22 protein-coding genes and 7 tRNA genes are annotated in these 26,020 nt (G+C 52.1%); 22 read left to right on the forward strand and 7 right to left on the reverse strand.

What is annotated here, in order from left to right; translation table 11 throughout:
* Positions 1-52 precede the first annotated feature (52 nt).
* Positions 53-1,693 carry a phosphoglucomutase (alpha-D-glucose-1,6-bisphosphate-dependent) gene (pgm, locus tag GFB57_RS20615; RefSeq protein ID WP_003022854.1) on the reverse strand — a complete coding sequence of 547 codons (1,641 nt, stop codon included), beginning with the start codon at positions 1,691-1,693 and terminating at the stop codon, positions 53-55.
* A 24-nt stretch (positions 1,694-1,717) separates the two neighbouring features.
* A complete protein-coding gene (seqA, locus tag GFB57_RS20620) occupies positions 1,718-2,260 on the reverse strand; it encodes a replication initiation negative regulator SeqA (RefSeq protein WP_003022848.1) in 543 nt (180 codons plus the stop codon).
* Between the two features lie 194 nt (positions 2,261-2,454).
* Here seqA and ybfF point away from each other — a divergent pair, with 194 nt between their 5' ends.
* The 9 genes from ybfF (at position 2,455) to GFB57_RS20665 (ending at position 9,471) form a co-directional block, all read left to right on the forward strand.
* A complete protein-coding gene (ybfF, locus tag GFB57_RS20625) occupies positions 2,455-3,228 on the forward strand; it encodes an esterase (RefSeq protein WP_003022844.1) in 774 nt (257 codons plus the stop codon).
* Positions 3,229-3,356: 128 nt separating this feature from the next.
* Positions 3,357-3,644 (forward strand): LexA regulated protein, encoded by a 288-nt coding sequence (gene ybfE, locus GFB57_RS20630; RefSeq protein ID WP_003022842.1) that lies wholly within the window; start codon positions 3,357-3,359, stop codon positions 3,642-3,644.
* Between the two features lie 155 nt (positions 3,645-3,799).
* Positions 3,800-4,330, forward strand: a complete 531-nt coding sequence (fldA, locus tag GFB57_RS20635; protein ID WP_003022839.1) for a flavodoxin FldA — start codon at positions 3,800-3,802, stop codon at positions 4,328-4,330.
* Between the two features lie 210 nt (positions 4,331-4,540).
* Positions 4,541-4,627, forward strand: a complete 87-nt coding sequence (locus GFB57_RS20640) for a ryhB-regulated fur leader peptide (RefSeq protein ID WP_049259739.1) — start codon at positions 4,541-4,543, stop codon at positions 4,625-4,627.
* On the forward strand, positions 4,620-5,066 hold the full coding sequence (gene fur, locus GFB57_RS20645) for a ferric iron uptake transcriptional regulator (protein WP_003022836.1): 447 nt from the start codon (positions 4,620-4,622) through the stop codon (positions 5,064-5,066). Before GFB57_RS20640 ends, fur begins: the two co-directional genes overlap by 8 nt.
* Positions 5,067-5,195: 129 nt before the next feature.
* Entirely contained in the window at positions 5,196-6,122 is a 927-nt protein-coding gene (gene tcuR / locus GFB57_RS20650) for a tricarballylate utilization LysR family transcriptional regulator TcuR (protein ID WP_003022829.1), read from the forward strand.
* Between the two features lie 97 nt (positions 6,123-6,219).
* The gene (gene tcuA, locus GFB57_RS20655; RefSeq protein ID WP_008320026.1) at positions 6,220-7,623 is read left to right on the forward strand and encodes an FAD-dependent tricarballylate dehydrogenase TcuA; all 1,404 of its coding nucleotides are present in this window, start codon (positions 6,220-6,222) and stop codon (positions 7,621-7,623) included.
* On the forward strand, positions 7,610-8,749 hold the full coding sequence (tcuB, locus tag GFB57_RS20660) for a tricarballylate utilization 4Fe-4S protein TcuB (protein WP_003022823.1): 1,140 nt from the start codon (positions 7,610-7,612) through the stop codon (positions 8,747-8,749). The genes tcuA and tcuB overlap by 14 nt, the downstream gene beginning before the upstream one ends.
* Before the next feature lie 53 nt (positions 8,750-8,802).
* Entirely contained in the window at positions 8,803-9,471 is a 669-nt protein-coding gene (locus GFB57_RS20665) for an MFS transporter (RefSeq protein ID WP_003022821.1), read from the forward strand.
* A 51-nt stretch (positions 9,472-9,522) separates the two neighbouring features.
* On the opposite strand, the gene chiQ is transcribed toward GFB57_RS20665, so the two are convergent.
* The 4 genes from chiQ to nagE all read right to left on the reverse strand — a co-directional run bounded on the left by chiQ (position 9,523) and on the right by nagE (position 15,550).
* Positions 9,523-9,855: a ChiQ/YbfN family lipoprotein gene (gene chiQ / locus GFB57_RS20670; RefSeq protein ID WP_003022817.1), complete on the reverse strand. Its 333-nt coding sequence runs from the start codon at positions 9,853-9,855 to the stop codon at positions 9,523-9,525.
* Between the two features lie 49 nt (positions 9,856-9,904).
* Complete coding sequence (gene chiP, locus GFB57_RS20675) at positions 9,905-11,311, reverse strand: chitoporin (protein ID WP_003022813.1); 1,407 nt, start codon at positions 11,309-11,311, stop codon at positions 9,905-9,907.
* 435 nt (positions 11,312-11,746) lie between these two features.
* Complete coding sequence (gene glnS / locus GFB57_RS20680; protein ID WP_003022809.1) at positions 11,747-13,414, reverse strand: glutamine--tRNA ligase; 1,668 nt, start codon at positions 13,412-13,414, stop codon at positions 11,747-11,749.
* 186 nt (positions 13,415-13,600) lie between these two features.
* The gene (gene nagE, locus GFB57_RS20685; RefSeq protein ID WP_003022806.1) at positions 13,601-15,550 is read right to left on the reverse strand and encodes a PTS N-acetyl glucosamine transporter subunit IIABC; all 1,950 of its coding nucleotides are present in this window, start codon (positions 15,548-15,550) and stop codon (positions 13,601-13,603) included.
* Positions 15,551-15,895: 345 nt separating this feature from the next.
* Here nagE and nagB point away from each other — a divergent pair, with 345 nt between their 5' ends.
* The 12 genes from nagB to GFB57_RS20745 all read left to right on the forward strand — a co-directional run bounded on the left by nagB (position 15,896) and on the right by GFB57_RS20745 (position 22,949).
* Positions 15,896-16,696: a glucosamine-6-phosphate deaminase gene (gene nagB, locus GFB57_RS20690; protein WP_003022803.1), complete on the forward strand. Its 801-nt coding sequence runs from the start codon at positions 15,896-15,898 to the stop codon at positions 16,694-16,696.
* Between the two features lie 60 nt (positions 16,697-16,756).
* A complete protein-coding gene (gene nagA, locus GFB57_RS20695; RefSeq protein ID WP_003022800.1) occupies positions 16,757-17,905 on the forward strand; it encodes an N-acetylglucosamine-6-phosphate deacetylase in 1,149 nt (382 codons plus the stop codon).
* A gap of 8 nt (positions 17,906-17,913) precedes the next feature.
* Entirely contained in the window at positions 17,914-19,134 is a 1,221-nt protein-coding gene (locus tag GFB57_RS20700) for an N-acetylglucosamine repressor (protein ID WP_003022796.1), read from the forward strand.
* A 166-nt stretch (positions 19,135-19,300) separates the two neighbouring features.
* Positions 19,301-20,053, forward strand: coding sequence for a ribonucleotide monophosphatase NagD (nagD, locus tag GFB57_RS20705; RefSeq protein ID WP_003022792.1), 753 nt, complete (start codon positions 19,301-19,303; stop codon positions 20,051-20,053).
* A gap of 299 nt (positions 20,054-20,352) precedes the next feature.
* Positions 20,353-22,017 carry an asparagine synthase B gene (gene asnB / locus GFB57_RS20710; protein WP_003022785.1) on the forward strand — a complete coding sequence of 555 codons (1,665 nt, stop codon included), beginning with the start codon at positions 20,353-20,355 and terminating at the stop codon, positions 22,015-22,017.
* A 224-nt stretch (positions 22,018-22,241) separates the two neighbouring features.
* A tRNA-Met gene (locus GFB57_RS20715) sits at positions 22,242-22,318 on the forward strand.
* A 9-nt stretch (positions 22,319-22,327) separates the two neighbouring features.
* Positions 22,328-22,412: transfer RNA gene (locus tag GFB57_RS20720), tRNA-Leu, on the forward strand.
* A 23-nt stretch (positions 22,413-22,435) separates the two neighbouring features.
* Positions 22,436-22,510: transfer RNA gene (locus GFB57_RS20725), tRNA-Gln, on the forward strand.
* A 37-nt stretch (positions 22,511-22,547) separates the two neighbouring features.
* Positions 22,548-22,622: transfer RNA gene (locus GFB57_RS20730), tRNA-Gln, on the forward strand.
* A gap of 21 nt (positions 22,623-22,643) precedes the next feature.
* A tRNA-Met gene (locus GFB57_RS20735) sits at positions 22,644-22,720 on the forward strand.
* 43 nt (positions 22,721-22,763) lie between these two features.
* Positions 22,764-22,838: transfer RNA gene (locus tag GFB57_RS20740), tRNA-Gln, on the forward strand.
* Positions 22,839-22,874: 36 nt separating this feature from the next.
* Positions 22,875-22,949, forward strand: a tRNA-Gln gene (locus tag GFB57_RS20745).
* Positions 22,950-23,069: 120 nt separating this feature from the next.
* Here the strand turns inward: GFB57_RS20745 and ubiF are convergent.
* Positions 23,070-24,245, reverse strand: coding sequence for a 3-demethoxyubiquinol 3-hydroxylase (ubiF, locus tag GFB57_RS20750; RefSeq protein WP_003022782.1), 1,176 nt, complete (start codon positions 24,243-24,245; stop codon positions 23,070-23,072).
* 145 nt (positions 24,246-24,390) lie between these two features.
* Between ubiF and miaB the strand changes: the two genes are divergently transcribed.
* Entirely contained in the window at positions 24,391-25,821 is a 1,431-nt protein-coding gene (gene miaB / locus GFB57_RS20755; RefSeq protein WP_003022779.1) for a tRNA (N6-isopentenyl adenosine(37)-C2)-methylthiotransferase MiaB, read from the forward strand.
* Positions 25,822-26,020 lie beyond the last annotated feature (199 nt).

Raw genomic sequence — 26,020 nt, forward strand, 5'->3', positions numbered from 1 at the left:
TTTTCATTATTCATGCCGAATAGCGACGCTAGCGTCTTATCCGGCCTACGGTTTACGCGTTCTTCAGCACTTCACTGACGATCTCAACCGCTTCTTTTTCGATCTGCTTGCGATGTTCTTCACCGAGGAAGCTTTCGCAGTAGATCTTGTAAGCGTCTTCCGTACCAGAAGGACGCGCAGCAAACCAGCCGTTGTCAGTCATCACTTTCAGACCGCCGATAGAAGCGCCGTTGCCCGGTGCAGCCGTCAGACGCGCGGTGATCGGGTCGCCCGCCAGCGTACTGGCGCTCACCATTTCCGGAGACAGCTTAGACAGCGCCGCTTTCTGCGCGGAGGTCGCGCTTGCCTGCAGGCGGTTGTAGCTCGGTGCGCCAAAGCGAGCAGCCAGTTCGTTGTAGTGCTCCTGCGGGTTCTTACCGGTCACTGCGGTAATTTCTGCCGCCAGCAGGCACATGATGATGCCGTCTTTGTCGGTTGACCACGGTGTACCGTCGAAACGCAGGAAAGATGCCCCCGCGCTCTCTTCCCCACCAAAGCCAAAACTGCCGTCAAACAGACCGTCAACAAACCATTTAAAGCCCACCGGCACTTCAACCAGTTTACGCCCTAAGTCATTCACTACACGGTCAATCATCGCCGATGACACCAGCGTCTTACCGACGGCAACATCTTTGCCCCACTGCGGACGATGCTGGAACAGGTAGTTGATCGCCACCGCCAGATAGTGGTTCGGATTCATCAGCCCTGCCGGGGTGACGATACCGTGACGGTCGTAGTCTGGGTCATTGGCAAAGGCCAGATCGAACTTGTCGCGCAGCGCCAGCAGCCCCGCCATCGCACACTCGGAGGAGCAGTCCATGCGGATTGCGCCATCTTTGTCGAGATGCATAAAGCGGAAAGTCTGATCAACGTGATCGTTAACGATAGTCAGGTTCAGGTTGTAGTGCTTAGCAATACGCTTCCAGTATTCGATACCGGAACCGCCCAGCGGATCGACACCCAGCGTCAGACCCGCTTTCTGGATCGCCGCCATGTCTACGATGTCAGCCAGTCCTTCAACAAACGGCTGAACCAGATCCTGCTCTTTCACATGACCAGATGCCAGCGCAGCGTCCAGCGACATACGCTTCACGCCTTGCAGACCGGCCGCCAGCAGCGCGTTGGCTCTGTCTTCCACCACTTTGGTGACATTGGTGTCTGCCGGACCACCGTTTGGCGGGTTGTATTTAATGCCGCCATCTTCCGGCGGGTTGTGGGACGGCGTGATCACAATGCCGTCAGCCAGCGGGCCGCCTTTTTTGTTGTGGACCAGGATAGCGTTCGATACAGCAGGGGTTGGCGTAAAGCCGTTATTTTCCTGCACGATGACGTCAACACCGTTCGCCGCCAGCACTTCCAGTACAGAGATAAAAGCCGGTTCAGACAGCGCGTGGGTATCCTTGCCCACATAGCACGGGCCAGTAATCCCGTTTTTCGCACGTTCTTCAGCAATCGCCTGGGCGATAGCCAGAATATGCGGCTCATTAAAACTATGACGACCTGCACTGCCGCGATGTCCGGACGTACCGAACTTAACAGCGTGCTCAGCGTTCCCTGCCGTTGGTTTCAGTACATAGTACTGTGCCGTCAGTTGGGCGACGTTAATCAAATCACTCTGTTGCGCAGGTTGACCTGCACGATTGTGGATTGCCATTGCCTGGTCCTTCTAATGCAAGGATTAAATTGTTCCGCAAACCTTTTCAATCAATTCCGCAGGGAATTGCATTGACTGCATGATGTGTTCAACCATGCTGCATTTACGGCCGGTATTGGTATTGGTGATCACCCAGTACGGCGTGCCTGGCACGTGCTTCGGTTTGGTTTGATTACCATTTTTCAGCAGCGTCTGTTCATCAGCTGCAAAATAAACACGCGTACGACCATGCAACGATTCCGTTGCTTCGGCGAACGCGTTTTGATCCAGTGAATAGAGTGTAGACAGCACCAGCATAAAGCGATTTACTGCTTTCTTCTGTTCCGCGTATTCGTCGGACAGCAGCAGCTCACGCATCGCGCGCACTTTATCTTTTACGGGGTTAACCGGCTTGGCTTCCACGACAGGTTGCACAGCGCGGACTTCTTTGACTATCGGAGTGACAGGCTGTGATGCGGCGGAAAATTTCAACATACGCCGTAAAATGTCGGATGCGCTCTCGCCAATATGCTTGGTGTGGCTGGCAATATAGCTATAGAGTTCATCATCAACTTCAATCGTTTTCATCTTAATCCAGTGCAGTGTTTAGCTGAATACAAGTTGTCGGGGTAAACACACGTAGTGTAAAGGCAAATCCCAACAGCGGATAGCGTCAAGCCTGGTGGCCAGCAAAACTCAGAGTAACCGTAGTTGTTGCAGCCATGTGGCAGAATGGTCAACATGATACCCTAACCCGTGAGTGTGAAAAAAAGAACTTTGCCATGAAATTGAATATCCGAGCGCAATCTGCGCAAAACCTGCACAATAATTCTCCCATCGTCCTGGTTCATGGCTTGTTTGGCAGCCTGGATAACCTGGGGATCCTGGCACGCGATCTAGTAGCCGACCACGACATCATCCAGGTCGATATGCGAAACCATGGCCTCTCCCCTCGTTCACCTGAGATGAATTATCCGGCCATGGCGCAAGATCTGCTGGATACGCTGGACGATCGGCAGATCGAAAAAGCGATCTTTATTGGCCACTCGATGGGCGGAAAAGCCGTCATGGCGCTGACTGCTCTGGCTCCGGAACGCGTCGAACGGCTGGTCGCCATCGACATTGCTCCCGTTGACTACCATGTTCGCCGCCACGATGAGATTTTTGCGGCAATCAATGCCGTAACCGATGCACAAGCGTCCTCACGCCAGCAGGCGGCAAGCGTCATGCGCCAGCACCTGCAAGAGGAAGGTGTTATCCAGTTTCTGCTGAAATCCTTTGTTGACGGCGAGTGGCGCTTTAACGTTCCCGTATTGTGGGATCAATATCCGCATATCGTCGGTTGGGAAACCATTCCTGCGTGGGAGCACCCGGCGCTGTTTATCCCAGGCGGCAACTCACCGTATGTTACCGAAGCGTATCGCGAACAACTGCTGGCGCAATTCCCACAAGCTCGTGCGCACGTTATAGCAGGCGCCGGGCATTGGGTGCATGCCGAAAAACCGGAGGCGGTGCTGCGCGCCATCCGTCGTTATCTGAGCGAGCAGGCTAACTGATTAAAAACTCAGCGTCTGCGCGCGATTACGCGCGCGGGCGTTGGCGTGTCTCCCCTGCTGATGTATTATGGCGCGCTATCCATCCGGGCAGACGCCTGGCTGATTGTTTCCCCGAAGTCACCAAGATCATGGCCAAAGAACAAACGGACCGTACGACATTAGATCTGTTCGCGCAGGAGCGTCGCCCGGGACGACCCAAAACTAATCCGCTCTCGCGTGATGAACAGTTACGTATTAATAAACGTAATCAGCTTAAGCGTGACAAAGTTCGCGGGCTTAAGCGTGTCGAACTGAAACTGAACGCTGATGCCGTTGACGCTCTGAACGAGCTGGCTGAGGCACGCAACATGAGTCGCAGTGAACTCATCGAAGAGATGCTGATGAACCAACTCAGCGCATTGCGCGGTCAGGCATAGTCTGAATTTCTGCTCTAAATCATAAATCGTGTAGCACAGAGTGCAGTCCTGCGTGTTTGCTGTTTCCGCATGCCTGACTGTTCTGCTATGATTGCCCTTATCCGTGGGCAATGCGCCACCACCATTTCAATAAGTTTCAAGAGGTTATTTTACTCATGGCAATCACTGGCATCTTTTTCGGCAGCGACACCGGTAATACCGAAAACATCGCAAAAATGATTCAAAAACAGCTTGGTAAAGACGTTGCCGATGTTCATGACATTGCAAAAAGCAGCAAAGAAGACCTCGAAGGGTATGACATTCTGCTGCTCGGCATCCCAACCTGGTACTACGGTGAAGCGCAGTGCGACTGGGACGACTTCTTCCCTACCCTCGAAGACATTGATTTTAACGGCAAACTGGTTGCATTGTTCGGCTGTGGCGACCAGGAAGATTACGCAGAATATTTCTGCGATGCGTTAGGGACCATTCGCGACATCATCGAACCGCGCGGCGCAACCATCGTTGGTCACTGGCCAACGGCGGGTTATCACTTTGAAGCGTCCAAAGGTCTGGCTGACGACGACCACTTTGTCGGTCTGGCTATCGATGAAGATCGCCAACCTGAACTGACCGCAGAACGCGTAGAGAAATGGGTTAAACAGATCTCTGAAGAGCTGCACCTCGACGAAATCATTAATGCCTGATTTCGTGTGGCGCAGATTTCCATCTGCGCCGCATCAATAGATAAAACCAATCAAAATAATTGCTACAAATTTGTAACTTTTTCGTCTGACCCTGTACAATGGCTGGATGCCAATCGGGTGTTGCACAGTGTGTTTGTCGGCGATACCACGTTTTGATTAACAATATATGCCAGAGACTTGCAGTTTTCATTTAGCCATGGCAGTTCTATAATGAATCGCATTATCTCAAGTGCAATTTCTGTCACTTCTGTTAATGAAGTGAATCGTTTAGCTACAGGACAGATTCCGCATGACTGACAACAATACCGCATTAAAGAAGGCTGGCCTGAAAGTAACGCTTCCTCGTTTAAAAATTCTGGAAGTTCTTCAGGAACCGGATAACCATCACGTCAGTGCGGAAGACTTATACAAACGCCTGATCGATATGGGTGAAGAAATTGGTCTGGCGACCGTGTATCGCGTGCTGAACCAGTTTGATGATGCCGGTATCGTGACCCGCCATAATTTTGAAGGTGGTAAATCCGTCTTCGAATTGACTCAGCAGCATCATCACGATCACCTCATCTGCCTTGACTGCGGCAAAGTGGTCGAGTTCAGCGATGATTCCATCGAAGCCCGCCAACGTGAGATTGCGGCTAAACATGGCATTCGCTTAACTAACCATAGCCTCTATCTTTACGGCCACTGTGCCGAAGGCGATTGCCGCGAAGATGAGCACGCCCACGACGGCAAATAATGTAATGCTTTCTGAAAAGCCAACCATCCGGTTGGCTTTTTTTATGGGCGTTACCTGCCCTTTTCCCCTTCCCTCCGCTCCTGTGTTGCTTTAATGTAAAAATCAATTGCCCCCTTCCGGAGAGTCGAAATGGAACTTCGCCAGCTACGCTATTTTGTGCGCATTGTAGAAACCGGCAGCATGGGTAGCGCGGCGCTCGATCTCAATATCGGGGTTTCGGCACTCAGCCAGCAAATGTCGCGTCTGGAAAACGAACTCGCTATTCGCCTGCTGCAGCGCACTTCGCGAGGCGTGACACCCACCAGCGCCGGACTGGCTTTTTACTCCCAGGCGCAGCTGGCGCTCCGTCACGCAGACGATGCAATCCTCGCCGCGCGTGAATCCCGGCTTTCCGGGCACGTCAGCGTCGGCATGGCTCCCAGTACCGCTTCAGTTCTCGGTATGCCTTTTATTCACGCCATGCGGGAAAGCTATAGCGATGTTCGCCTGCATGTGGTGGAAAGTCTCTCTGGTAATCTGGAACGGATGATTAATACCCGCCAGATTGATCTGGCTGTGGTGTTTCAAAAAGAAAAGATCCTGCGCTGGAGTGCCAGACCGGTTCTCGAAGAACGGCTGTTTTTGATTGGGACCCATGCCCTACTGGCTGATATTACCGATGACAATATTTCTCCAGCCGAATTGGCACGTATTCCATTGATAATGCCAAGCCCAGGCCACGGTCTGCGCGGCAGGCTGGAAGCGATTTGCCAGGAACACGCGCTACGCATTGAGATCGCTACAGAAATTGATGGTCTGGCGCTGCTGATGCGCGCCGTGCGCAGTGGCATTGGCGCCACTCTTCAACCCGGAGCGGCGATTTCCCATCTCGATAAAGAGACGCTAAGAGTGATCGGCGTCCATAATCCGATACTTAGCCGCCCCAACTTTCTGGTGAGCCTCTCTGACGATGAGCTCACCCCGGCGGGCCTCGCAGCCCGCGTGGTGCTGACGAAAGTGATGCATCAACTGGTGGAAGCAGGAAGCTGGCCAGGTGCCATTCTTTACAATAACTAAAGCCCTCTTTAGCACTACGCCATAGCGCCCGCACAAGCCGTTCGTATACATTTTAATTACAAATTTAACAACTAGTTAAATGGTAATGGAGTATACGATGGTTGATGTTCTGGTGATTGGCGGTGGCAATGCTGCCTTGTGCGCTGCCCTTACCGCCCGGGAGCAAGGCGCTTCCGTTTTACTACTCGAAGCGGCTCCCCGGGAATGGCGTGGGGGAAATTCCCAACACACGCGTAACCTGCGCTGTATGCATGATGCGCCGCAGGATGTGCTGGTGGAAAGCTATCCGGAAGAGGAGTATTGGCAAGATCTGCAGCGCGTCACGGAAGGAAATACCAACGAAGCCCTGGCACGTCTGGTGATCCGCACCTCTTCACAGTGTCGCGACTGGATGCGCCGACACGGCGTGAATTTTCAACCTCCTCTCTCTGGCGCTCTACACGTGGCGCGAACCAACGCCTTTTTTATGGGCGGCGGGAAAGCCCTGGTGAATGCCTATTATCGCAGCGCAGAAAAGTTAGGCGTACAAATCCGCTATAACACCCCGGTGCAGGCGCTTGAACTGCACAACGGCGAGTTCGTGGCGGCGCTGGCAGGCGAAGAGCGTATTACAGCGAAATCCTGCGTGCTTGCCGCTGGTGGGTTTGAGTCAAACCGCGAATGGCTGCGAGAAGCGTGGGGAGAGAACGAGCGCGGCGAATGGCCTGCAGATAACTTTCTGATTCGCGGCACGCGCTTTAACCAGGGCGTACTGCTCAAATTTATGATGGATGCCGGAGCCGACATCATCGGCGAACCCTCCCAGTCACACTGCGTAGCCATTGACGCCAGAGCGCCATTATATGACGGCGGGATTTGTACCCGCGTGGACTGCGTTTCGCTCGGCATAGTCGTCAACCGTGACGCTGAGCGTTTTTATGATGAAGGCGAAGATTTCTGGCCCAAACGCTACGCCATCTGGGGACGACTGGTCGCCCAACAGCCCGGGCAGATTGGCTACTCCATTATCGACAGTAAAGCCATCGGCCACTTCATGCCTCCGGTCTTTCCTGGCGCACAGGCCAATACGCTGGCGGAACTGGCTCATCAGTTGGGGCTGAATGGCGAACACTTTACCCACACCGTGACGGAGTACAACAACGCCTGCCAGCCCGGTCAATTCAACCATACCATTCTGGATAACTGCACGACAAAAGCGTTAACCCCCGCGAAGACACACTGGGCGCGACCACTGGACCAGCCGCCTTACTACGGCTATGCCCTGCGGCCAGGGATCACCTTCACCTATCTCGGGTTAAAAGTGAATGAACGCGCTGCCGTACACTTTGCCGGGCAGCCAAGCCGCAACCTGTTCGTCGCCGGAGAGATGATGGCGGGCAATGTGCTGGGCAAGGGCTACACCGCAGGCGTGGGCATGTCAATCGGCACAACCTTCGGCCGTATTGCCGGAAAAGAAGCCGCGCTGGCCGCACGTAAGGAGACTCGTCATGAGGCAGCTTGAGAAACTGATTATCGAAGCGCAAATTATCACCGAACCGGAAGCGGAAGTTGAACGCGTGATGCAGGTCTGCAACGCCTGTCGCTATTGTGAAGGATTTTGCGCCGTGTTCCCGGCCATGACGCAGCGCCTGGAATTCGGTAAAGCGGATATCAATTATCTGGCAAACTTGTGCCATAACTGCGGTGCCTGCCTGCACGCCTGTCAGTATGCCCCGCCTCATGAGTTTGCCATCAACGTGCCGAAGGCGATGGCGGAAGTCCGGCTTGAAACCTATCAGCACTACGCGCAACCCGCGGCCTTTGGCGCGCTTTATCGTCGCGCAGGCGTCACCGTGACGCTGGCGCTGGTTTTCGGTCTGATCCTGTTTTTACTGCTCGCCATGGGGTTAAAAGGCTCGTTACTCCATCCACCGCTGGCCGGAGATTTCTACCAAATTTTCCCGCATAACCTGCTGGCCTGGATGTTTGGTTCGGTATTTATTCTGGCGATAGGTCTGCTGATGGCGGGCGTTATCCGCTTCTGGCGCGAGATCTCTCCCGGTATGCCACGTTCCGTCGAAATTGCTGAAGCTTCACACGATGCGCTGACGCTAAAGTATCTCGATGGTGGGCACGGTAAAGGTTGTAATGAAGCAGATGATGCCTTCACTCTGATGCGGCGCCGTTTTCATCACTTCACTTTCTACGGTTTTCTGCTCTGCTTTGCCGCCACCGTGGTGGCGACGGGCTATCACTATTTCGCAGGTATTGAAGCGCCCTATCCGTTCTTCAGCTTGCCGGTGATGTTGGGCACATTAGGCGGCATTGGCCTGGTTGTCGGCCCGGCTGGCTTGCTATGGCTCAATCTCAAGCGCTCACCGCTACATGGCGACGCGCGGCAAAAACCGATGGATCGCGGTTTTATTTTACTGCTGCTGCTGACCAGTCTGACCGGTTTAGCTCTGCTGGCAGGAAGAGACTCGTCCTGGATGGCTATTTTGCTCGCCATCCACCTCGGCGTGGTCATGGCGCTCTTTCTGACCATTCCTTACGGAAAATTTGCCCATGGATTTTACCGCTGCGCAGCCTTACTCAAGTGGGCGATTGAGAAACGGCGCGGCAAACAGGCGGGGGTCACAGACAACTAACCCGCACACTCTTACCTCTATAAATATTATGATAAGACAGTGGAGCAAACCCAATGACACAACAACCATCGCGCGCCGGAACTTTCGGCGCAATACTGCGGGTAACCAGCGGTAATTTTCTCGAACAGTTCGACTTTTTTCTGTTCGGGTTTTACGCCACCTATATTGCAAAGACCTTCTTTCCCGCGGAGAGTGAATTTGCCGGGCTAATGTTAACTTTCGCCGTTTTTGGTTCGGGTTTCTTAATGCGACCCGTTGGCGCCATTGTGCTGGGTGCTTATATCGACAGAATTGGTCGTCGTAAAGGCCTGATGGTGACGCTGGCGATTATGGGCTGCGGTACCCTGCTGATAGCCCTGGTACCTGGCTATCACAGTATTGGCCTGCTGGCTCCCGTGCTGGTATTACTTGGACGATTATTACAGGGATTTTCTGCAGGCGTAGAGTTAGGCGGCGTCTCGGTTTATCTTTCGGAAATCGCCACGCCTGGCAATAAAGGCTTCTACACCAGTTGGCAGTCGGCCAGTCAACAGGTCGCCATTGTGGTGGCGGCGCTGATTGGTTACGGTCTGAACGCCACTCTGGGACACGATCAGATCTCGGAATGGGGTTGGCGCATTCCCTTCTTTATTGTGTGCGCGGCACTTTGCGGACTCGCCGCCACGGCAATGCTGTTTGTCCGGCTGAGTCGGGGTTATCAACCAGTGGAAAATAAGCTCTGAAATGCAAACGGGCGGAAAATTCTCCGCCCGTTGTCTTTTTCATTTTTTGAATTACTGCGCGGCATTCTTGCTGCGGATTTCCTGCCAGACTTTATCACAATCAGCATTAACGGCCTGATCGTTACCCGTGCGCGTGGCCTGGATACACTGCTGATAATCCAGCACGCGTACGCTTTCTTCATTGGCAAACTGCTGGTGCTGTTTTTCTTTCTTCAGTACATTCAACACGCTTTGGCAGGCTTCTATTTTTTCCGGCGATCCTTGAGCGGTATTAATACACGCGCTGTAGGCTTCTTTCAGACGGCTGTCTTCTTTCGGTGCAGGGGATTGCGTACAAGCCACCAGCCCTGATGCCATAACGGCGATGAGTATCAGTTTTTTCATAGCACTTTCCTCAACGAGGCGGCAGGCGCACGGCCTGCCGCTATTGGCATTAGAAGATAGTGAACGGAGCAATAACGATGAATTTCACGTCGCGCTCATCCTGGAAGATGTTGCCGTAACCACCACCCCAGCTCGGAATATCTGAATGGTTGTCGTACTGGGTGAAGTGCAGTTTAAACATAGTGCCCTTCGCACGACCATCCTGCAGGGTGTAAACCGCATCCAGGCTGTAAGAAGATTCTTCGATAGTGCGGTTTTTGTCGTAGTACGCATCCGGGTTGAGCTGCCAGGTAGCGGGTTTGGCATCCCATGCGTAAACGTAGGACGCGCCCACTGCCCAGCCCGGCAGGTTCCAGTTCTTCAGGTCATACATTGCGCCGAAGAAGACTGCCTTTTCGCCGTTGGCGTTGAAGTCAGAACGGTTATCCCACCACACGTCCAGGCGACCGTTTGATGAGGCGTAGGTCGGGGTCATACGCTGCAGGAAGTAGCCTTGCTGCCCATCTGCTTTAACCCATGTGCCTTCCAGACGCAGGTCAACCACTTCCGCTACTTTATAACCGAAGGTCAGTGCCTGCAGCCAGGCCGTGCCGTCATAAATATCGTTCACGGTGCGATCGTCAACTTTGTCACGTGCGCCGTAGAATTGATAGCTGGTAGTAAACGGGTTACCGCCTAAATCGAATTTGTAGCTGGCTTTGGCGAAGTACTGATCGACGTAGCCTTCAGACTGACCAAATGCCGCTTCCAGCAACAGGTTATTTTTGAAGTCATATTTCGCGCCGATTGAATGCAGGTAATCAACGCTGGTCTTTTTATCAGCCTGATAGAATTTATCGACTTCGGTGTGCCACGGTGCTTTATATTCGTTAGCCCACATATAGGAGAAGCTTAGTGCGCCAGCATCACCATAGTCGAAGTTGGCACCGGCTTCAGCCCCCTGATAGGTACCTGGCATAAAGCTCCAGTGCGGTGCCAGCAGAGTCTGCCCGGTTGGTTGAATGTAACCGGCACGCGCCCAGGTTGGGCCGTATTTAAATTTAGCTGCTGCTTTATAAAGGCTAATCCCGCTCTTATCGCCGGAGTAATCCTCGTCATAGCCTTTATTTTTGGAAGAGAATGCGATTTCGTTTGGATGGCCGCTTTCGCTACTTTCGTTCATTTCAATAGCGGTAAATGCTGCGATATCAATACCAAACATATCGGCCGCATAACCGGACTGGAAGTCGAGGTTAGCGTTCCAGGTGGAGTGAGAAAGGTTGGTTTTGTATTTGTCATGATCGGTCACATCTTTACGGTCACGCTCACGCTGCCAGTAATAGATGCCGCCGGTTAAGGTTGAGTCATCAATAAATCCTTCGGCGTGTGCCTGCGGAGCGACAACAAAACCCGACATTGCTGTGATACCGGCGATAGCCAGCGCCAGCGTACTACGTTTGCCACTAAACGTACGCATATGTTAATCCTCTTTGACATAAAAATGCTGCCGATAGAAGCGGACAGCGAAAAAACAAAAATTAAAAAAGTAGCGCCAAGAAAACCTCAGTGACTACAATGAATAGACTATTTTTCGCGACGCGAATTATCAATCTCTTTCTGTAACGAGTATGTAATAGTATGAGCAACCGCACATATTTCATTGCTTTCTGTTACATTTTCATTGGGAGATAAAAAAGCATTGATAAAATGAAAAAATCGCTTGTTTTCCATAGAGATGAAATCGGTTTCAGCCCATTTCACATTGAGGTAAGTTATTTAAACGTAAAAACATTCAGCCGATTTATTATTACAGACATGTAATTAATTCGCTGCGCAAACGGAGCCTGTCAAACGGTTTTTTTGCGAAAAAAAACGCCGCATGAAGCGGCGTTTAGAGAGGATGTGTTGCGACTTATTCGCCCGCTTTAGCCCACGTATCACGCAGACCAACGGTACGGTTAAACACCAGCTTGTCAGCCGTTGCATAACGGCTGTCCAGGCAGAAGTAACCTTCACGCTCAAACTGGAACGCTTTACCTGCAACCGCAGCCTGCAGCGACGGCTCACCGTAACCCTGCTTAATGACCAGCGATTCCGGGTTAATAACGGACAGGAAGTCTTCCGCCGCACCTGGGTTTGGCACGCTAAACAGACGGTCGTACAGACGGATTTCAATCGGTAGCGCATGGGACGCGCTCACCCAGTGAATAACGCCTTTAACTTTACGACCATCGGCCGGATCTTTGCTCAGGGTGTCAGCATCGTAGGTGCAGAAAATGGTGGTGATCTTCCCTTCTGCATCTTTCTCAACACGTTCGGCCTTGATCACGTATGCATTACGCAGACGCACTTCTTTGCCCATCACCAGACGCTTGTACTGCTTGTTCGCTTCTTCGCGGAAGTCTGCGCGATCGATCCAAATTTCACCGCTAAACGGTACTTCACGGCTGCCCATTTCCGGTTTATTCGGATGGTTAGGCATAGTGACCAGCTCGCTTTCGCCCTGCGGGTAGTTTTCGATAACCAGTTTCACCGGATCGATAACCGCCATCGCGCGCGGAGCATTTTCGTTCAGATCTTCGCGGATGCAGGATTCCAGAGAAGCGATCTCAATGGTGTTGTCCTGTTTGGTCACGCCAATGCGTTTGCAGAACTCACGGATCGCGGCAGCGGTGTAACCGCGACGACGCAGACCAGAGATCGTCGGCATACGCGGATCGTCCCAGCCTTCAACGTGCTTGTCGGTCACCAGCAGGTTCAGCTTGCGCTTGGACATCACGGTGTATTCCAGATTCAGGCGCGAGAATTCGTACTGGCGCGGATGAACCGGAATGGTGATGTTGTCCAGCACCCAGTCGTACAGACGACGGTTATCCTGGAACTCCAGCGTACAAAGTGAATGCGTAATGCCTTCCAGCGCATCGCTGATGCAGTGGGTAAAGTCGTACATCGGGTAGATGCACCACTTGTTGCCGGTCTGATGGTGTTCGGCGAACTTAATGCGGTACAGCACTGGATCGCGCATCACGATAAACGGCGAAGCCATATCGATTTTCGCACGCAGGCAGGCCTTACCTTCTTCAAAGCCACCGGTACGCATTTTTTCGAACAGCGCCAGGTTCTCTTCAACGCTACGATCGCGGTACGGGCTGTTTTTACCTGGCTGAGTCAGCGTGCCACGGTATTCGCGGATTTCGTCCGCTGACAGTTCGTCAACGTACGCCAGCCCTTTATTAATAAGCTCTACCGCATAGGCGTGAAGCTGATCGAAGTAATCCGAAGAGTAGCGAATGTCGCCAGTCCAGTGGAAACCTAACCATTCAACGTCGTTTTTAATCGACTCAACGTACTCGATATCTTCTTTAACCGGGTTCGTATCATCAAAACGCAGGTTGCACTGGCCTTGGTAATCTTGCGCAATGCCAAAGTTCAGACAAATGGATTTCGCGTGGCCAATGTGCAGATAGCCATTTGGCTCCGGCGGAAAACGGGTATGGATAGTGGTGTGCTTACCACTGGCCAGATCTTCATCGATGATCTGACGAATAAAGTTACTCGGGCGGGCTTCAGCCTCACTCATCGTGGATTCCTCAAAGCGTAAACAACGTATAACGGAGTATGATCTTATAAGCGACGTCAGGAGACAACTATTAGTTGCACAAAAAAGCTGTTCAGCAGGAGATATGAGGGCATTTGCTGCAAAAAAAAGCGGCGGAGGACTATCCCCCGCCGCTTAAGGCACTTAACTCACTTTACTCAGGAGCAGTTACTTACCTTTAATCTCATACAGTGGTGTTTGACCGGCAACCACGTGACCTTCGGCTTTAATGACCAGAGCGCCGAAATCATCGCTGTTGCTGCACACAACCGGGCTTATCATAGAACGTGCGTTAGCGTTCAGGAACTCCAGATCCATTTCCAGAATCGGTTGGCCTGCAGTAACTTCCGCACCTTCTTCAACCAGACGCTTAAAGCCTTTACCTTCCAGCGCGACGGTGTCGATGCCCATATGGACCACGATTTCCGCGCCTTTAACAGTTTCCAGGCAGAACGCATGGTTAGTGTTGAAGATTTTCACGATGGTGCCCGCAGCCGGAGCAACCACGATTTTATCCGTTGGTTTCACTGCCACGCCGTCGCCTACAGCTTTGCTGGCGAAGGCTTCATCAGGAACCTGCTCCAGCGCAACTACGTCACCGGTAATCGGAGAAACCAGCGCTTCAACGGTGACTGCATTCGCTACCGCCTGCGGTTTTGCTACCGGAGCCGCTGCTGCTGGCGCACTTTCACCAGACGCTGCTGCCACCGGGCCACGCGCGACAACTTTCTTCATTTCGTCGCCGATGGATTCAGCTTTCGCACCCACGATGACCTGAATTGTTTGCTTATTCAGCTTAACGACACCCGATGCTCCTAAACGTTTACACATCGCATCGTTTACGCGACCGGAGTCGACAACGGTCAGACGCAGACGAGTGATACAGGCATCAATCGCTTTCAGGTTATCAGTGCCGCCAACCGCTGCAATGTAACTGGTTGCCAGTTGAGCCAAACCTTCTTCAGTGTTGCTGTTGGCTTCTTCAGTAACGATATCGTCTTCTTTATCTTCGCGGCCCGGCGTTTTCAGGTTAAACATACGAATAACCGCGCTGAACAACACAAAGTAGATAACGAAGAACACCAGCCCCATCACTACCAGCATCCAGACGTTCTGGCTTGCTGCCGGCAGGTTGTACATCAACACGTAGTCGATCGCACCTGCGGAGAAGGAGAAGCCTGCGTGGACCCCCAGCAGTGTTGCAACGAACAGGCTGATACCCGTTAACAGTGCGTGCAGGAGGTACAGCAGCGGAGCCAGGAACATGAACAGGAATTCCAGCGGCTCGGTAACACCGGTCAGGAACGCGGTGATCGCAACGGACAGCAGCATACCGCCAACCATCGGACGACGTGCTTTCGGAGCCGCGAAGTACATCGCCAGCGCCGCACCCGGCAGACCAAACATCATGATCGGGAAGAAGCCAGACATGAACATACCCGCAGTGCCGTCACCCGCGTAGAAGCGGTTGATGTCACCGTGGAATACGGTACCTGCAGCGTTAGTAAATTCGCCAATCTGGAACCAGGCGATAGTATTCAGCACCTGATGCAGACCGGTTGGGATCAGCAGACGGTTGATGAAACCAAAGATACCGGAACCCAGCGCGCCAGCGCCCACGATCCACTCACCACCCGCATGGATGGCATTCTGTACCGGTGGCCATACGTAACCGAAGATAGCAGCCAACACCAGACAGAAGAAGCCAGTGGCGATCGGCACGAAGCGTTTGCCGCCAAAGAAGCTCAGGAAGTCAGGCAGTTTGATACCAGACCAGCGGTTATACACCGCACCGCCGACCAGACCGGTGATGATACCAGCCAGCACGCCCATATTGATTGCAGGGTTAATGGTAACCATTGCTTTGGTCAATATGAAATAACCGACCGCACCTGCCAGCGCTGCTGCACCTGCGCTGTCTTTTGACCAGCTGGAAGCAACACCGATCGCAAATATTAACGCGAGGTTATCAAAGATGGCCCCACCCGCTTGCGCGATGAAGGGTACGTTAAGTAAATCTGGTTGGCCGAATCGCAGCAGCAGTGCCGCGACTGGCAGCACAGCGATGGGGAGCTGTAACGCCCTACCCAGCCGCTGGAAAAAACCTAAAATATTCATTTTATTCCCCCTACGAGACCCCGATTAGGCTCCTTTGAAGCCATATTTTTATTGTGCGACCATTTCTGACAAACGATAGATTCTGGAACAACAATATTAACCATTCATCTACATTCAGAGTGTGTGGAAAATTAATTCGTATCGCAAATTAAAAGCGTGTTTTTTGTGATTACAGTCACCAAATATCGTTATCAACCCTCCCTTTCACTGGCTAACTGTGAAAACTTATTTTATCATTCAAAAAATCGAAACGGATTGATCCTTACCGATGCAAAACCAGGTTACGCTTAATACTGCACAGAGACTCAATCCGCCAATTGCTTACATTTACTTTTGAGGTGAAGAATGAGACTGATCCCCCTGAATACCGCTGAACAAGTCGGCAAATGGGCTGCTCGCCATATCGTTAACCGTATTAACGCGTTCAAACCAACGGCAGATCGTCCGTTCGTTCTGGGCCTGCCGACTGGCGGTACTCCGCTGACAGCTTATAAAGCATTGGTTGAAATGCACAAAGCGGGCCAGGTGAGCTTCAAGCATGTTGTTACTTTCAATATGGACGAATATGTTGGCCTGCCGAAAGAACATCCGGAAAGCTACCACAGCTTTATGCACCGCAATTTCTTTGATCACGTTGATATTCCAGCAGAAAACATCAACCTCCTCAATGGTAACGCGCCGGATATTGATGCAGAATGCCGTCAGTATGAAGAAAAAATCCGTTCTTACGGTAAAATCCACCTGTTTATGGGCGGTGTAGGCAACGATGGTCACATCGCGTTCAACGAACCGGCTTCCTCTTTGGCTTCCCGTACCCGTATCAAAACGTTGACTCACGACACACGTGTTGCTAACTCACGCTTCTTTGACGGCGACGTAAGCCAGGTGCCTAAATATGCGCTGACCGTTGGCGTGGGTACCCTGCTGGATGCCGAAGAGGTGATGATCCTGGTTCTGGGTCACCAGAAAGCACAGGCGCTGCAAGCCGCCGTTGAAGGCAACGTTAACCACATGTGGACCATCAGCTGCCTGCAGTTGCATCCAAAAGCCGTTGTGGTCTGCGATGAGCCTTCCACCATGGAACTGAAAGTGAAGACGCTGAAATACTTCAACGAGTTAGAAGCGGAAAATATTAAAGGTCTGTAATTGATGTCTCCGCTCTGTCGATGAGTTGCAGGGCGGCATTTTTTGAAATCGGGGGTCGGAATGTATGCTTTAACCCAGGGCCGGATCTTTACCGGTCACGAAATTCTTGATGACCATGCGATTGTTGTCGCCAATGGCCTGATTGACAGCGTTTGCCCACTGGCTGAGTTACCGTCAGGAATTGAACAGCGCTCACTGAATGGGGCCATTGTTTCCCCCGGTTTTATTGATGTACAGCTAAACGGCTGCGGCGGTGTACAGTTTAACGATACGGCAGAAGCCGTGACCGTTGAAACGCTGGAAATCATGCAGAAAGCCAATGAAAAATCTGGCTGCACCAACTATTTGCCAACGCTTATCACCACCAGCGATGACCTGATGAAACAGGGTGTTCGCGTGATGCGTGAATACCTGGCGAAACACCCGAATCAGGCATTAGGACTTCATCTTGAAGGCCCGTGGCTGAACCTTGTGAAAAAAGGTACCCATAATCCTGGATTTGTCCGTCAGCCGGACGCTGCGTTGGTTGATTTCCTGTGCGATAATGCGGATGTGATCACCAAAGTCACACTGGCACCAGAAATGGTCCCGGTAGAGGTCATCACCAAACTGGTTAATGCCGGTATCGTGGTTTCTGCGGGTCACTCCAATGCAACGGTCAAAGAAGCCAAAATCGGCTTCCGCGCAGGCATCAGCTTTGCGACCCATCTGTTCAACGCGATGCCGTACATTACCGGTCGTGAACCGGGTCTGGCGGGCGCAATTCTTGATGAAGCCGATATCTACTGCGGTATCATCGCCGATGGCCTGCACGTTGACTACGTTAACATTCGTAACGCCAAGCGCCTAAAAGGCGACAAGCTGTGCCTGGTCACCGACGCGACCGCGCCAGCAGGTGCAAACATTGAACAGTTCATTTTCGCTGGTAAAACAATATACTACCGCAATGGACTGTGTGTTGATGAGAACGGTACGTTGAGCGGTTCATCATTAACCATGATTGAAGGTGTACGCAATCTGGTCGAGCATGCGAATATCGCTCTCGACGAAGTCCTGCGCATGGCAACGCTCTACCCTGCTCGCGCCATTGGCGTCGACAAACAACTCGGCAGCATCGCGCCAGGCAAAGTAGCCAACCTGACTGCGTTCACGCACGACTTTAAAATTATCAAGACCATCGTTAATGGCAACGAGGTCGTTACTGAGTAAGAGAAAGAATGACACCAGGCGGACAAGCTCAAATAGGTAATGTTGATCTCGTAAAACAGCTTAACAGCGCGGCGGTTTATCGCCTGATTGACCAGCATGGGCCAATCTCGCGAATTCAAATTGCCGAGCAAAGCCAGCTTGCCCCCGCCAGCGTAACCAAAATTACGCGTCAGTTGATCGAACGCGGGCTGATCAAAGAAGTCGATCAGCAGGCCTCCACCGGAGGCCGCCGCGCTATCTCTATCGTCACAGAAACCCGCAATTTCCACGCCATTGGCGTACGCCTGGGGCGTCACGATACGACGCTCACTCTCTATGATATGAGCAGTAAAGTGGTCGCCGAAGAGCATTACCCTCTCCCGGAGCGCACCCAGGAAACGCTGGAATATGCGCTGCTCAACACCATTGCTATCTTTATTGAGAGCTGCCAGCGAAAAATCCGCGAGCTGATCGCAATTTCTGTCATCCTGCCAGGCCTTGTCGATCCTGAAAGCGGCGTCATCCGCTATATGCCACACATTCAGGTCGAAAACTGGGGACTGGTCGAAGCGCTCGAAAAACGCTTCAAAGTTACCTGCTTTGTTGGTCACGATATTCGCAGCCTGGCGCTGGCTGAGCACTATTTCGGGGCAAGCCAGGATTGCGAAGACTCCATTTTGGTGCGAGTGCACCGCGGAACCGGCGCGGGAATTATTTCCAATGGCCGCATTTTCATCGGTCGCAATGGCAACGTCGGTGAGATTGGTCATATTCAGGTTGAGCCGCTGGGTGAACGCTGTCACTGCGGTAATTTCGGCTGTCTGGAAACCATTGCCGCCAATGCTTCTATTGAACATCGCGTGCAGAACTTACTGAAGCAGGGTTATCCAAGTCGACTCACGCTGGATGATTGCAGTATCAAAGCCATCTGTAAGGCAGCGAATAAAGGCGATAATCTGGCAGCAGAAGTCATCGAGCACGTTGGCCGCCATCTGGGTAAAACTATCGCTATCGCCATCAACCTGTTTAATCCGCAGAAAATCGTCATTGCGGGCGAAATTACCGAGGCGGATAAGGTGCTGCTGCCTGCCATAGAAAGCTGTATCAACACGCAGGCGTTGAAGGCGTTTCGCCACAATTTACCGGTGGTTCGGTCCACGCTGGATCACCGCTCCGCCATTGGCGCCTTTGCGCTGGTGAAACGCGCAATGCTTAACGGGACTTTGCTGCAACGTTTGCTGGAAAGCTAATACACGTCATCCTTCAAGCTGCCTCTGCGTTAGCTGCATCTGCTCACCCCAGTCACTTACTTCAGTAAGCTCCGGAGGTTCGCAGACTTGCCGCCTTGATGCAACTCGAATGATGTAGTGTATTTTGTGTATAGTAATGCCTTCTTTTTTTAATGTCGGATTGTCCATGGCCATTAAGAATGTAATTTGTGATATCGACGGCGTGCTGATGCACGACAATGTTGCTGTACCGGGTGCGGCAGAATTTCTGACTGGGATCCTGGAAAAAGGTCTGCCGTTAGTCCTGCTGACTAACTACCCTTCGCAGACCGGGCAAGATCTGGCAAACCGCTTCGCCACCGCAGGTGTGAATGTCCCTGATAGCGTCTTTTATACTTCCGCGATGGCTACCGCTGATTTTCTTCGTCGCCAGGAAGGAAAAAAGGCCTATGTGGTAGGTGAAGGCGCGTTAATTCACGAACTGTATAAAGCTGGATTTACCATTACCGACGTGAACCCCGATTTTGTGATTGTTGGCGAGACGCGTTCCTATAACTGGGACATGATGCATAAAGCGGCGTATTTTGTCGCCAACGGCGCTCGTTTTATCGCCACTAACCCGGATACCCACGGTCGCGGCTTTTATCCCGCCTGTGGAGCACTCTGTGCCGGTATTGAGAAGATCTCAGGTCGTAAACCATTTTATGTCGGCAAACCCAGCCCGTGGATTATTCGCGCGGCGCTCAACAAAATGCAGGCGCACTCAGAAGAAACCGTCATTGTTGGCGACAACCTGCGCACCGATATTCTGGCAGGTTTTCAGGCGGGTCTGGAAACTATCCTGGTACTGTCTGGCGTATCCAAGCTCGATGATATTGACAACATGCCGTTCAGACCAAGCTGGATTTACCCGTCTGTTGCTGAAATTGATGTGATTTGATTCGCAGGCCGGATAAGACATAAGTTCGTCTTATTCGGCAATTTTGCAGCGTTATTGCCGGATGGCGGAGTCATCGCCTTATCCGCCCCACGAAGTCTCTCCATTCAATAAAACCGCCATAAAACTGTCGATTCATCAATAAACACGTCTATTCTGTAATCTTTTTTCACCAATCCACAATGACCATTGCATTTTTTATTTTCTGACCCGCAATTCGCTTGCGCCCTCTCCCGCTTTGCGGCATTTTCTTTATCAAGCAAACATAAAAAGCATCACGCAACAGGTTAACGGAGAAGGTTATGTGTTCTATTTTTGGCGTATTCGATATTAAAACTGACGCAGTTGAACTGCGTAAAAAAGCCCTGGAATTGTCTCGTCTGATGCGCCATCGCGGCCCGGACTGGTCGGGTATTTACGCCAGTGATAACGCCATTCTGGCACACGAACGTCTGTCCATCGTCGACGTCAACGCCGGTGCTCAGCCGCTGTACAACGTGAAGAAAACGCATATCCTGGCGGTTAACGGTGAAATTTATAACCACCAGGCGCTGCGCGCTGAGTACGGCGATCGCTATCAGTTCCAGACCGGTTCCGACTGCGAAGTTATCCTCGCGCTGTATCAGGAAAAAGGCCCAGAGTTTCTGGATGATCTGCAAGGCATGTTTGCTTTTGCCCTGTACGACAGCGAGCAGGACGCTTATCTGATCGGTCGCGATCATATTGGGATCATCCCGCTGTATATGGGTTACGACGAACACGGTAACTTCTATGTTGCGTCTGAAATGAAAGCGCTGGTTCCTGTCTGCCGCACAATCAAAGAATTCCCGGCCGGTAGTTATTTATGGAGTAAAGACGGTGAAATTCGTCAGTACTACCAGCGCGACTGGTTTGAATACGATGCAGTCAAAGACAACGTTACCGATAAAAACGAGCTGCGCCAGGCGCTGGAAGATGCGGTGAAAAGCCACCTGATGTCAGATGTTCCTTATGGAGTACTGCTGTCCGGCGGTCTGGATTCATCCGTCATTTCCGCGATCACTAAAAAATACGCGGCACGCCGTGTTGAAGATCAGGAACGTAGCGAAGCCTGGTGGCCACAGCTGCACTCCTTCGCCGTCGGCCTGGAAGGCGCTCCTGATCTGAAAGCTGCACAAGAGGTGGCGAACCATTTGGGTACCGTGCACCACGAGATCCACTTCACCGTGCAGGAAGGTCTGGATGCTATCCGCGACGTGATTTATCACATCGAAACTTACGATGTCACGACGATTCGCGCCTCGACGCCAATGTACTTAATGTCGCGTAAAATTAAAGCGATGGGCATTAAAATGGTGCTGTCGGGCGAAGGTTCGGACGAAGTATTTGGCGGTTATCTCTATTTCCACAAAGCGCCAGATGCAAAAGAACTGCACGAAGAAACCGTGCGCAAGCTGCAGGCACTGCATATGTTCGACTGCGCCCGTGCCAACAAAGCGATGTCAGCCTGGGGCGTGGAGGCACGCGTGCCGTTTCTGGATAAGAAATTCCTTGATGTGGCGATGCGCATCAACCCGCAGGACAAAATGTGCGGCAACGGCAAAATGGAAAAACACGTTCTGCGCGAATGTTTTGAGTCCTACCTGCCAGCAAGCGTCGCATGGCGTCAGAAAGAGCAGTTCTCTGACGGTGTCGGTTACAGCTGGATTGATACACTGAAAGAAGTCGCTGCTGAACAAGTTTCTGACCAACAACTGGATACCGCCAGCTTCCGTTTCCCATACAACACGCCATCATCTAAAGAAGCGTATTTGTACCGTGAGATTTTCGAAGAGTTGTTCCCGGTTGCGAGCGCTGCGGAATGCGTACCTGGCGGACCGTCTGTAGCCTGTTCTTCCGCTAAAGCGATCGAATGGGATGAAGCGTTTAAAACCATGAACGATCCGTCTGGTCGTGCGGTTGGCGTACACCAGTCCGCTTATAAATAAGTTAATCCTTAGAAAAGGGCCCTGCGGGGCTCTTTTTTTATGTCTGTTTTCTGTGCAAAAAAACAATTAATAACTAATAATTGCCGAATATTGCGTCATGCTGTTCGCAACCTAACCAAACAGTCACATTCCAGCTATTTTCAATGAAAAAGGGGTTGACGCTTCAAGGCTCAATACGCATAATGCGCCCCGCAACGCCGATAAGGTTACGCGAAAAAAAAGATGGCTACGTAGCTCAGCTGGTTAGAGCACATCACTCATAATGATGGGGTCACAGGTTCGAATCCCGTCGTAGCCACCATCTTTTTTTGCGGGAGTGGCGAAATTGGTAGACGCACCAGATTTAGGTTCTGGCGCCGCAAGGTGTGCGAGTTCAAGTCTCGCCTCCCGCACCATTCACCCGTAAGCGTTGCACGGATGGGGTATCGCCAAGCGGTAAGGCACCGGTTTTTGATACCGGCATTCCCTGGTTCGAATCCAGGTACCCCAGCCATTTTTTCTTCGATATAGCGGTTCACCGCAACGGTCATTGGGGTATCGCCAAGCGGTAAGGCACCGGTTTTTGATACCGGCATTCCCTGGTTCGAATCCAGGTACCCCAGCCATCGAAGAATATGATAGTATCTGGCTACGTAGCTCAGCTGGTTAGAGCACATCACTCATAATGATGGGGTCACAGGTTCGAATCCCGTCGTAGCCACCATATTAAGGACGTATCGACTCGTTCGGTAAATCCAAAAAATTGTTGGGGTATCGCCAAGCGGTAAGGCTCTGGTTTCTGATACCAGCATTCCGAGGTTCGAATCCTCGTACCCCAGCCAATTTCAAAAAGTCGTCCACTTTGTGGGTGCACCCGTTGGGGTATCGCCAAGCGGTAAGGCTCTGGTTTCTGATACCAGCATTCCGAGGTTCGAATCCTCGTACCCCAGCCATATTAAAAAAGCTCGCTTCGGCGAGCTTTTTGCTTTTCTAACGTCGGGTGATGGCAAGACTTACCAAGCCTACATGACTTGTAGGCCTGATAAGCGTAGCGCCATCAGGCACCACTCGAGCTACAACCCTAACGCATACTTCAGTGCCTGACGTTTCAGTACGCCAGCGCGCTCTGCGGCCATGAGCCCGAGATTACGCATGATGCGCAGCGGCTGCAGGTTATTGCTGAATCCGGCGTAGAACAGATCCATACCGCTTTGCATGATGAAATTGTCAGTCATACGGCGATTCTGATAACGCTTGAGCACCGGCTGACTGGCCCAGGATTCACCGTAGCTACGCGCATTCACCAGCACATCAATCAACGCATCGACATCACGAAAACCCAGATTAACGCCCTGCCCCGCCAGTGGGTGAATGGTATGCGCGGCATCACCTACCAGCGCTAGCCCCGGTTGCACATACTGCAGCGCATGACGACGCGTAAGTGGGAATGCCCCCGCCGCCACAGGCGTAACGTTACCGAGTCGTGAAGGGAAATGTTTAGCGATCTCCGCCTGCAGTTGCGGCATATTTAGCGCTTGCAATTGGCGGATGCGAGCTGGTGAGTCGTACCACACCAGCGAGGCCCAGTTATCGAACAACGGTAAAAACGCACGCGGACCGTCAGGGGTAAATTGCTGCCAGGTGCTGTCTCCCGGCGAATGCTCGCATTGCACGGTAATCAACATACAGGACTGCGCATACTGCCAGGCATGAATGCCAATCCCGGCCATTTTCCGCACCTGAGAATTGGCACCATCCGCGCCGATAACCAGCTTCGCGCTGATTTTTTCACCGTCTGCCAGTTCAAGTTCATGCCGATCGTGATGTTGATGCAAAGAGAGAAGCGACGCCGGCACGCGCAGCGTAACTTTAGGGTGAACTTCCAGCGCCTGCCAGAGCGCCTGTTGCAGGACCGTATTCTCCACCATATAGCCCAACAGAGGCAGCTTAAGCTCGGCGGCATCAAACATCACATGGGCATTTTCCCATTCCCATGTTTCCAGACGACGGTAAGGATGGCTACGCATTCCCTGAACCGTATCCCAGACGCCCAGCCCTTTCAGCAACGACACGGAGGCGGAGCTAATGGCCGAAATTCTGACATCAGGCTGTCCGCCAGCAACAAACGGCGCAGGAGCGGCATGTTCAATCACCGTTACCGAAAATCCATGCTGCGCCAGTCCCAGCGCCAGCGCGCCGCCGACCATCCCCCCGCCGACAATGGCAATTTCCGTTGGTTGATTTGTCATGGTCAATTTTCCAGTTACATGTATTGTGTAAGTTTACAGGATTTTTTACCCCTTGAGGCTGACATCCGTCATACTGGTCACAACCGCGCCAAAGCAGTACACTATGCGCCCTGCATTTCAGCCACAATTTCGCAAGAGCAAGTCGATGACCAAAAAACTCCATATTAAAACCTGGGGCTGTCAGATGAACGAATACGATTCATCGAAGATGGCCGATCTGCTGGATGCCACTCATGGGTATCAACTGACTGACGTGGCGGAAGAAGCGGATGTGCTGCTGCTGAATACCTGCTCAATCCGTGAGAAGGCTCAGGAGAAAGTGTTCCATCAACTGGGCCGCTGGAAACTGTTAAAAGAGAAAAATCCCAAGCTCATCATTGGGGTCGGTGGCTGTGTTGCGTCTCAGGAAGGCGATCATATTCGCCAGCGCGCGCATTACGTCGATATTATTTTTGGGCCGCAAACGCTGCATCGCCTGCCGGAAATGATCAACAAAGTGCGTGGAAGCACGACCCGTAGCCCGGTGGTTGATATCAGTTTCCCGGAGATCGAAAAGTTCGACCGCCTGCCGGAACCGCGTGCTGAAGGTCCAAGCGCGTTTGTGTCCATCATGGAAGGTTGTAATAAATATTGTACTTACTGCGTGGTTCCCTACACCCGCGGTGAGGAAGTCAGCCGTCCGGCGGATGATATTCTGTTTGAAATCGCCCAACTGGCAGCCCAAGGCGTACGTGAAGTGAACCTGCTGGGGCAAAACGTGAACGCCTGGCGTGGTGAAAACTACGACGGCACGATCGGATCCTTTGCCGATCTGCTGCGTCTGGTAGCAGCGATCGACGGCATTGATCGTATCCGCTTCACCACCAGCCATCCGATCGAATTCACCGATGATATCGTTGAAGTTTATCGCGATACGCCAGAGCTGGTGAGCTTCCTGCACCTGCCGGTACAGAGCGGCTCAGACCGCGTACTGAACCTGATGGGACGTACCCACACGGCGCTGGAATACAAAGCGATCATCCGCAAACTGCGCGCTGCGCGTCCAGATATCCAGATTAGCTCCGACTTCATCGTTGGCTTCCCAGGTGAAACCACGCAGGATTTCGAGCAGACCATGAAGCTGATCGCTGACGTCAATTTTGACATGAGCTACAGCTTTATCTTCTCTGCGCGTCCTGGCACCCCTGCCGCCGATATGGTTGATGACGTACCAGAAGAAGAGAAGAAACAGCGTCTGTACATTCTACAGGAGCGTATCAACCAGCAAGCTATGGCCTGGAGCCGTCGTATGGTTGGTACGACCCAGCGCATTCTGGTTGAAGGCACATCGCGTAAGAGCATTATGGAACTGTCAGGGCGTACCGAAAATAACCGCGTGGTGAACTTTGAAGGTACTCCGGATATGGTCGGTAAGTTTGTGGATGTTGAAATTACCGATGTCTGGACGAACTCCCTGCGCGGCAAAGTGGTGCGTACTGAAGATGAAATGGGTCTGCGCATCGCAGAATCCCCTGAATCGGTCATTGCGCGTACCCGCAAAGAAAACGATCTGGGCGTTGGTATTTATCAGCCTTAATCCTGCTGAAAGACGTAAAAAAGGCCCGATACCGCTACACTTTTCGGGCCTACACTTCTGGGCTCGCTGTCCCGGCAGGCCTTGTAATCTTCCCTGGCATCCCCATATTTATTGCAATGCTTGCGCCTTTCCCCCATGGCGTGAATAATTTCCTTAGATGCCGGTAAATGTTCAGCGTCCGGCGAGACATGCATAAGAG

Origin of the sequence: Citrobacter sp. S39, from assembly GCF_009495675.1 — a bacterium.
Taxonomy (GTDB): Bacteria; Pseudomonadota; Gammaproteobacteria; order Enterobacterales; family Enterobacteriaceae; genus Citrobacter; species Citrobacter freundii.

Coding starts and splice junctions, on each gene's coding strand:
- nagA (WP_003022800.1), top strand. CDS start 16,757: ATGTATGCTTTAACCCAGGGCCGGATCTTTACCGGTCACGAAATTCTT.
- miaB (WP_003022779.1), top strand. CDS start 24,391: ATGACCAAAAAACTCCATATTAAAACCTGGGGCTGTCAGATGAACGAA.
- fldA (WP_003022839.1), top strand. CDS start 3,800: ATGGCAATCACTGGCATCTTTTTCGGCAGCGACACCGGTAATACCGAA.
- chiP (WP_003022813.1), bottom strand. CDS start 11,311: ATGCGTACGTTTAGTGGCAAACGTAGTACGCTGGCGCTGGCTATCGCC.
- nagB (WP_003022803.1), top strand. CDS start 15,896: ATGAGACTGATCCCCCTGAATACCGCTGAACAAGTCGGCAAATGGGCT.
- pgm (WP_003022854.1), bottom strand. CDS start 1,693: ATGGCAATCCACAATCGTGCAGGTCAACCTGCGCAACAGAGTGATTTG.
- ybfF (WP_003022844.1), top strand. CDS start 2,455: ATGAAATTGAATATCCGAGCGCAATCTGCGCAAAACCTGCACAATAAT.
- tcuA (WP_008320026.1), top strand. CDS start 6,220: ATGGTTGATGTTCTGGTGATTGGCGGTGGCAATGCTGCCTTGTGCGCT.
- GFB57_RS20640 (WP_049259739.1), top strand. CDS start 4,541: ATGAATCGCATTATCTCAAGTGCAATTTCTGTCACTTCTGTTAATGAA.
- GFB57_RS20665 (WP_003022821.1), top strand. CDS start 8,803: ATGACACAACAACCATCGCGCGCCGGAACTTTCGGCGCAATACTGCGG.
- nagD (WP_003022792.1), top strand. CDS start 19,301: ATGGCCATTAAGAATGTAATTTGTGATATCGACGGCGTGCTGATGCAC.
- glnS (WP_003022809.1), bottom strand. CDS start 13,414: ATGAGTGAGGCTGAAGCCCGCCCGAGTAACTTTATTCGTCAGATCATC.
- fur (WP_003022836.1), top strand. CDS start 4,620: ATGACTGACAACAATACCGCATTAAAGAAGGCTGGCCTGAAAGTAACG.
- nagE (WP_003022806.1), bottom strand. CDS start 15,550: ATGAATATTTTAGGTTTTTTCCAGCGGCTGGGTAGGGCGTTACAGCTC.
- ubiF (WP_003022782.1), bottom strand. CDS start 24,245: ATGACAAATCAACCAACGGAAATTGCCATTGTCGGCGGGGGGATGGTC.
- chiQ (WP_003022817.1), bottom strand. CDS start 9,855: ATGAAAAAACTGATACTCATCGCCGTTATGGCATCAGGGCTGGTGGCT.
- GFB57_RS20700 (WP_003022796.1), top strand. CDS start 17,914: ATGACACCAGGCGGACAAGCTCAAATAGGTAATGTTGATCTCGTAAAA.
- seqA (WP_003022848.1), bottom strand. CDS start 2,260: ATGAAAACGATTGAAGTTGATGATGAACTCTATAGCTATATTGCCAGC.
- tcuB (WP_003022823.1), top strand. CDS start 7,610: ATGAGGCAGCTTGAGAAACTGATTATCGAAGCGCAAATTATCACCGAA.
- tcuR (WP_003022829.1), top strand. CDS start 5,196: ATGGAACTTCGCCAGCTACGCTATTTTGTGCGCATTGTAGAAACCGGC.
- ybfE (WP_003022842.1), top strand. CDS start 3,357: ATGGCCAAAGAACAAACGGACCGTACGACATTAGATCTGTTCGCGCAG.
- asnB (WP_003022785.1), top strand. CDS start 20,353: ATGTGTTCTATTTTTGGCGTATTCGATATTAAAACTGACGCAGTTGAA.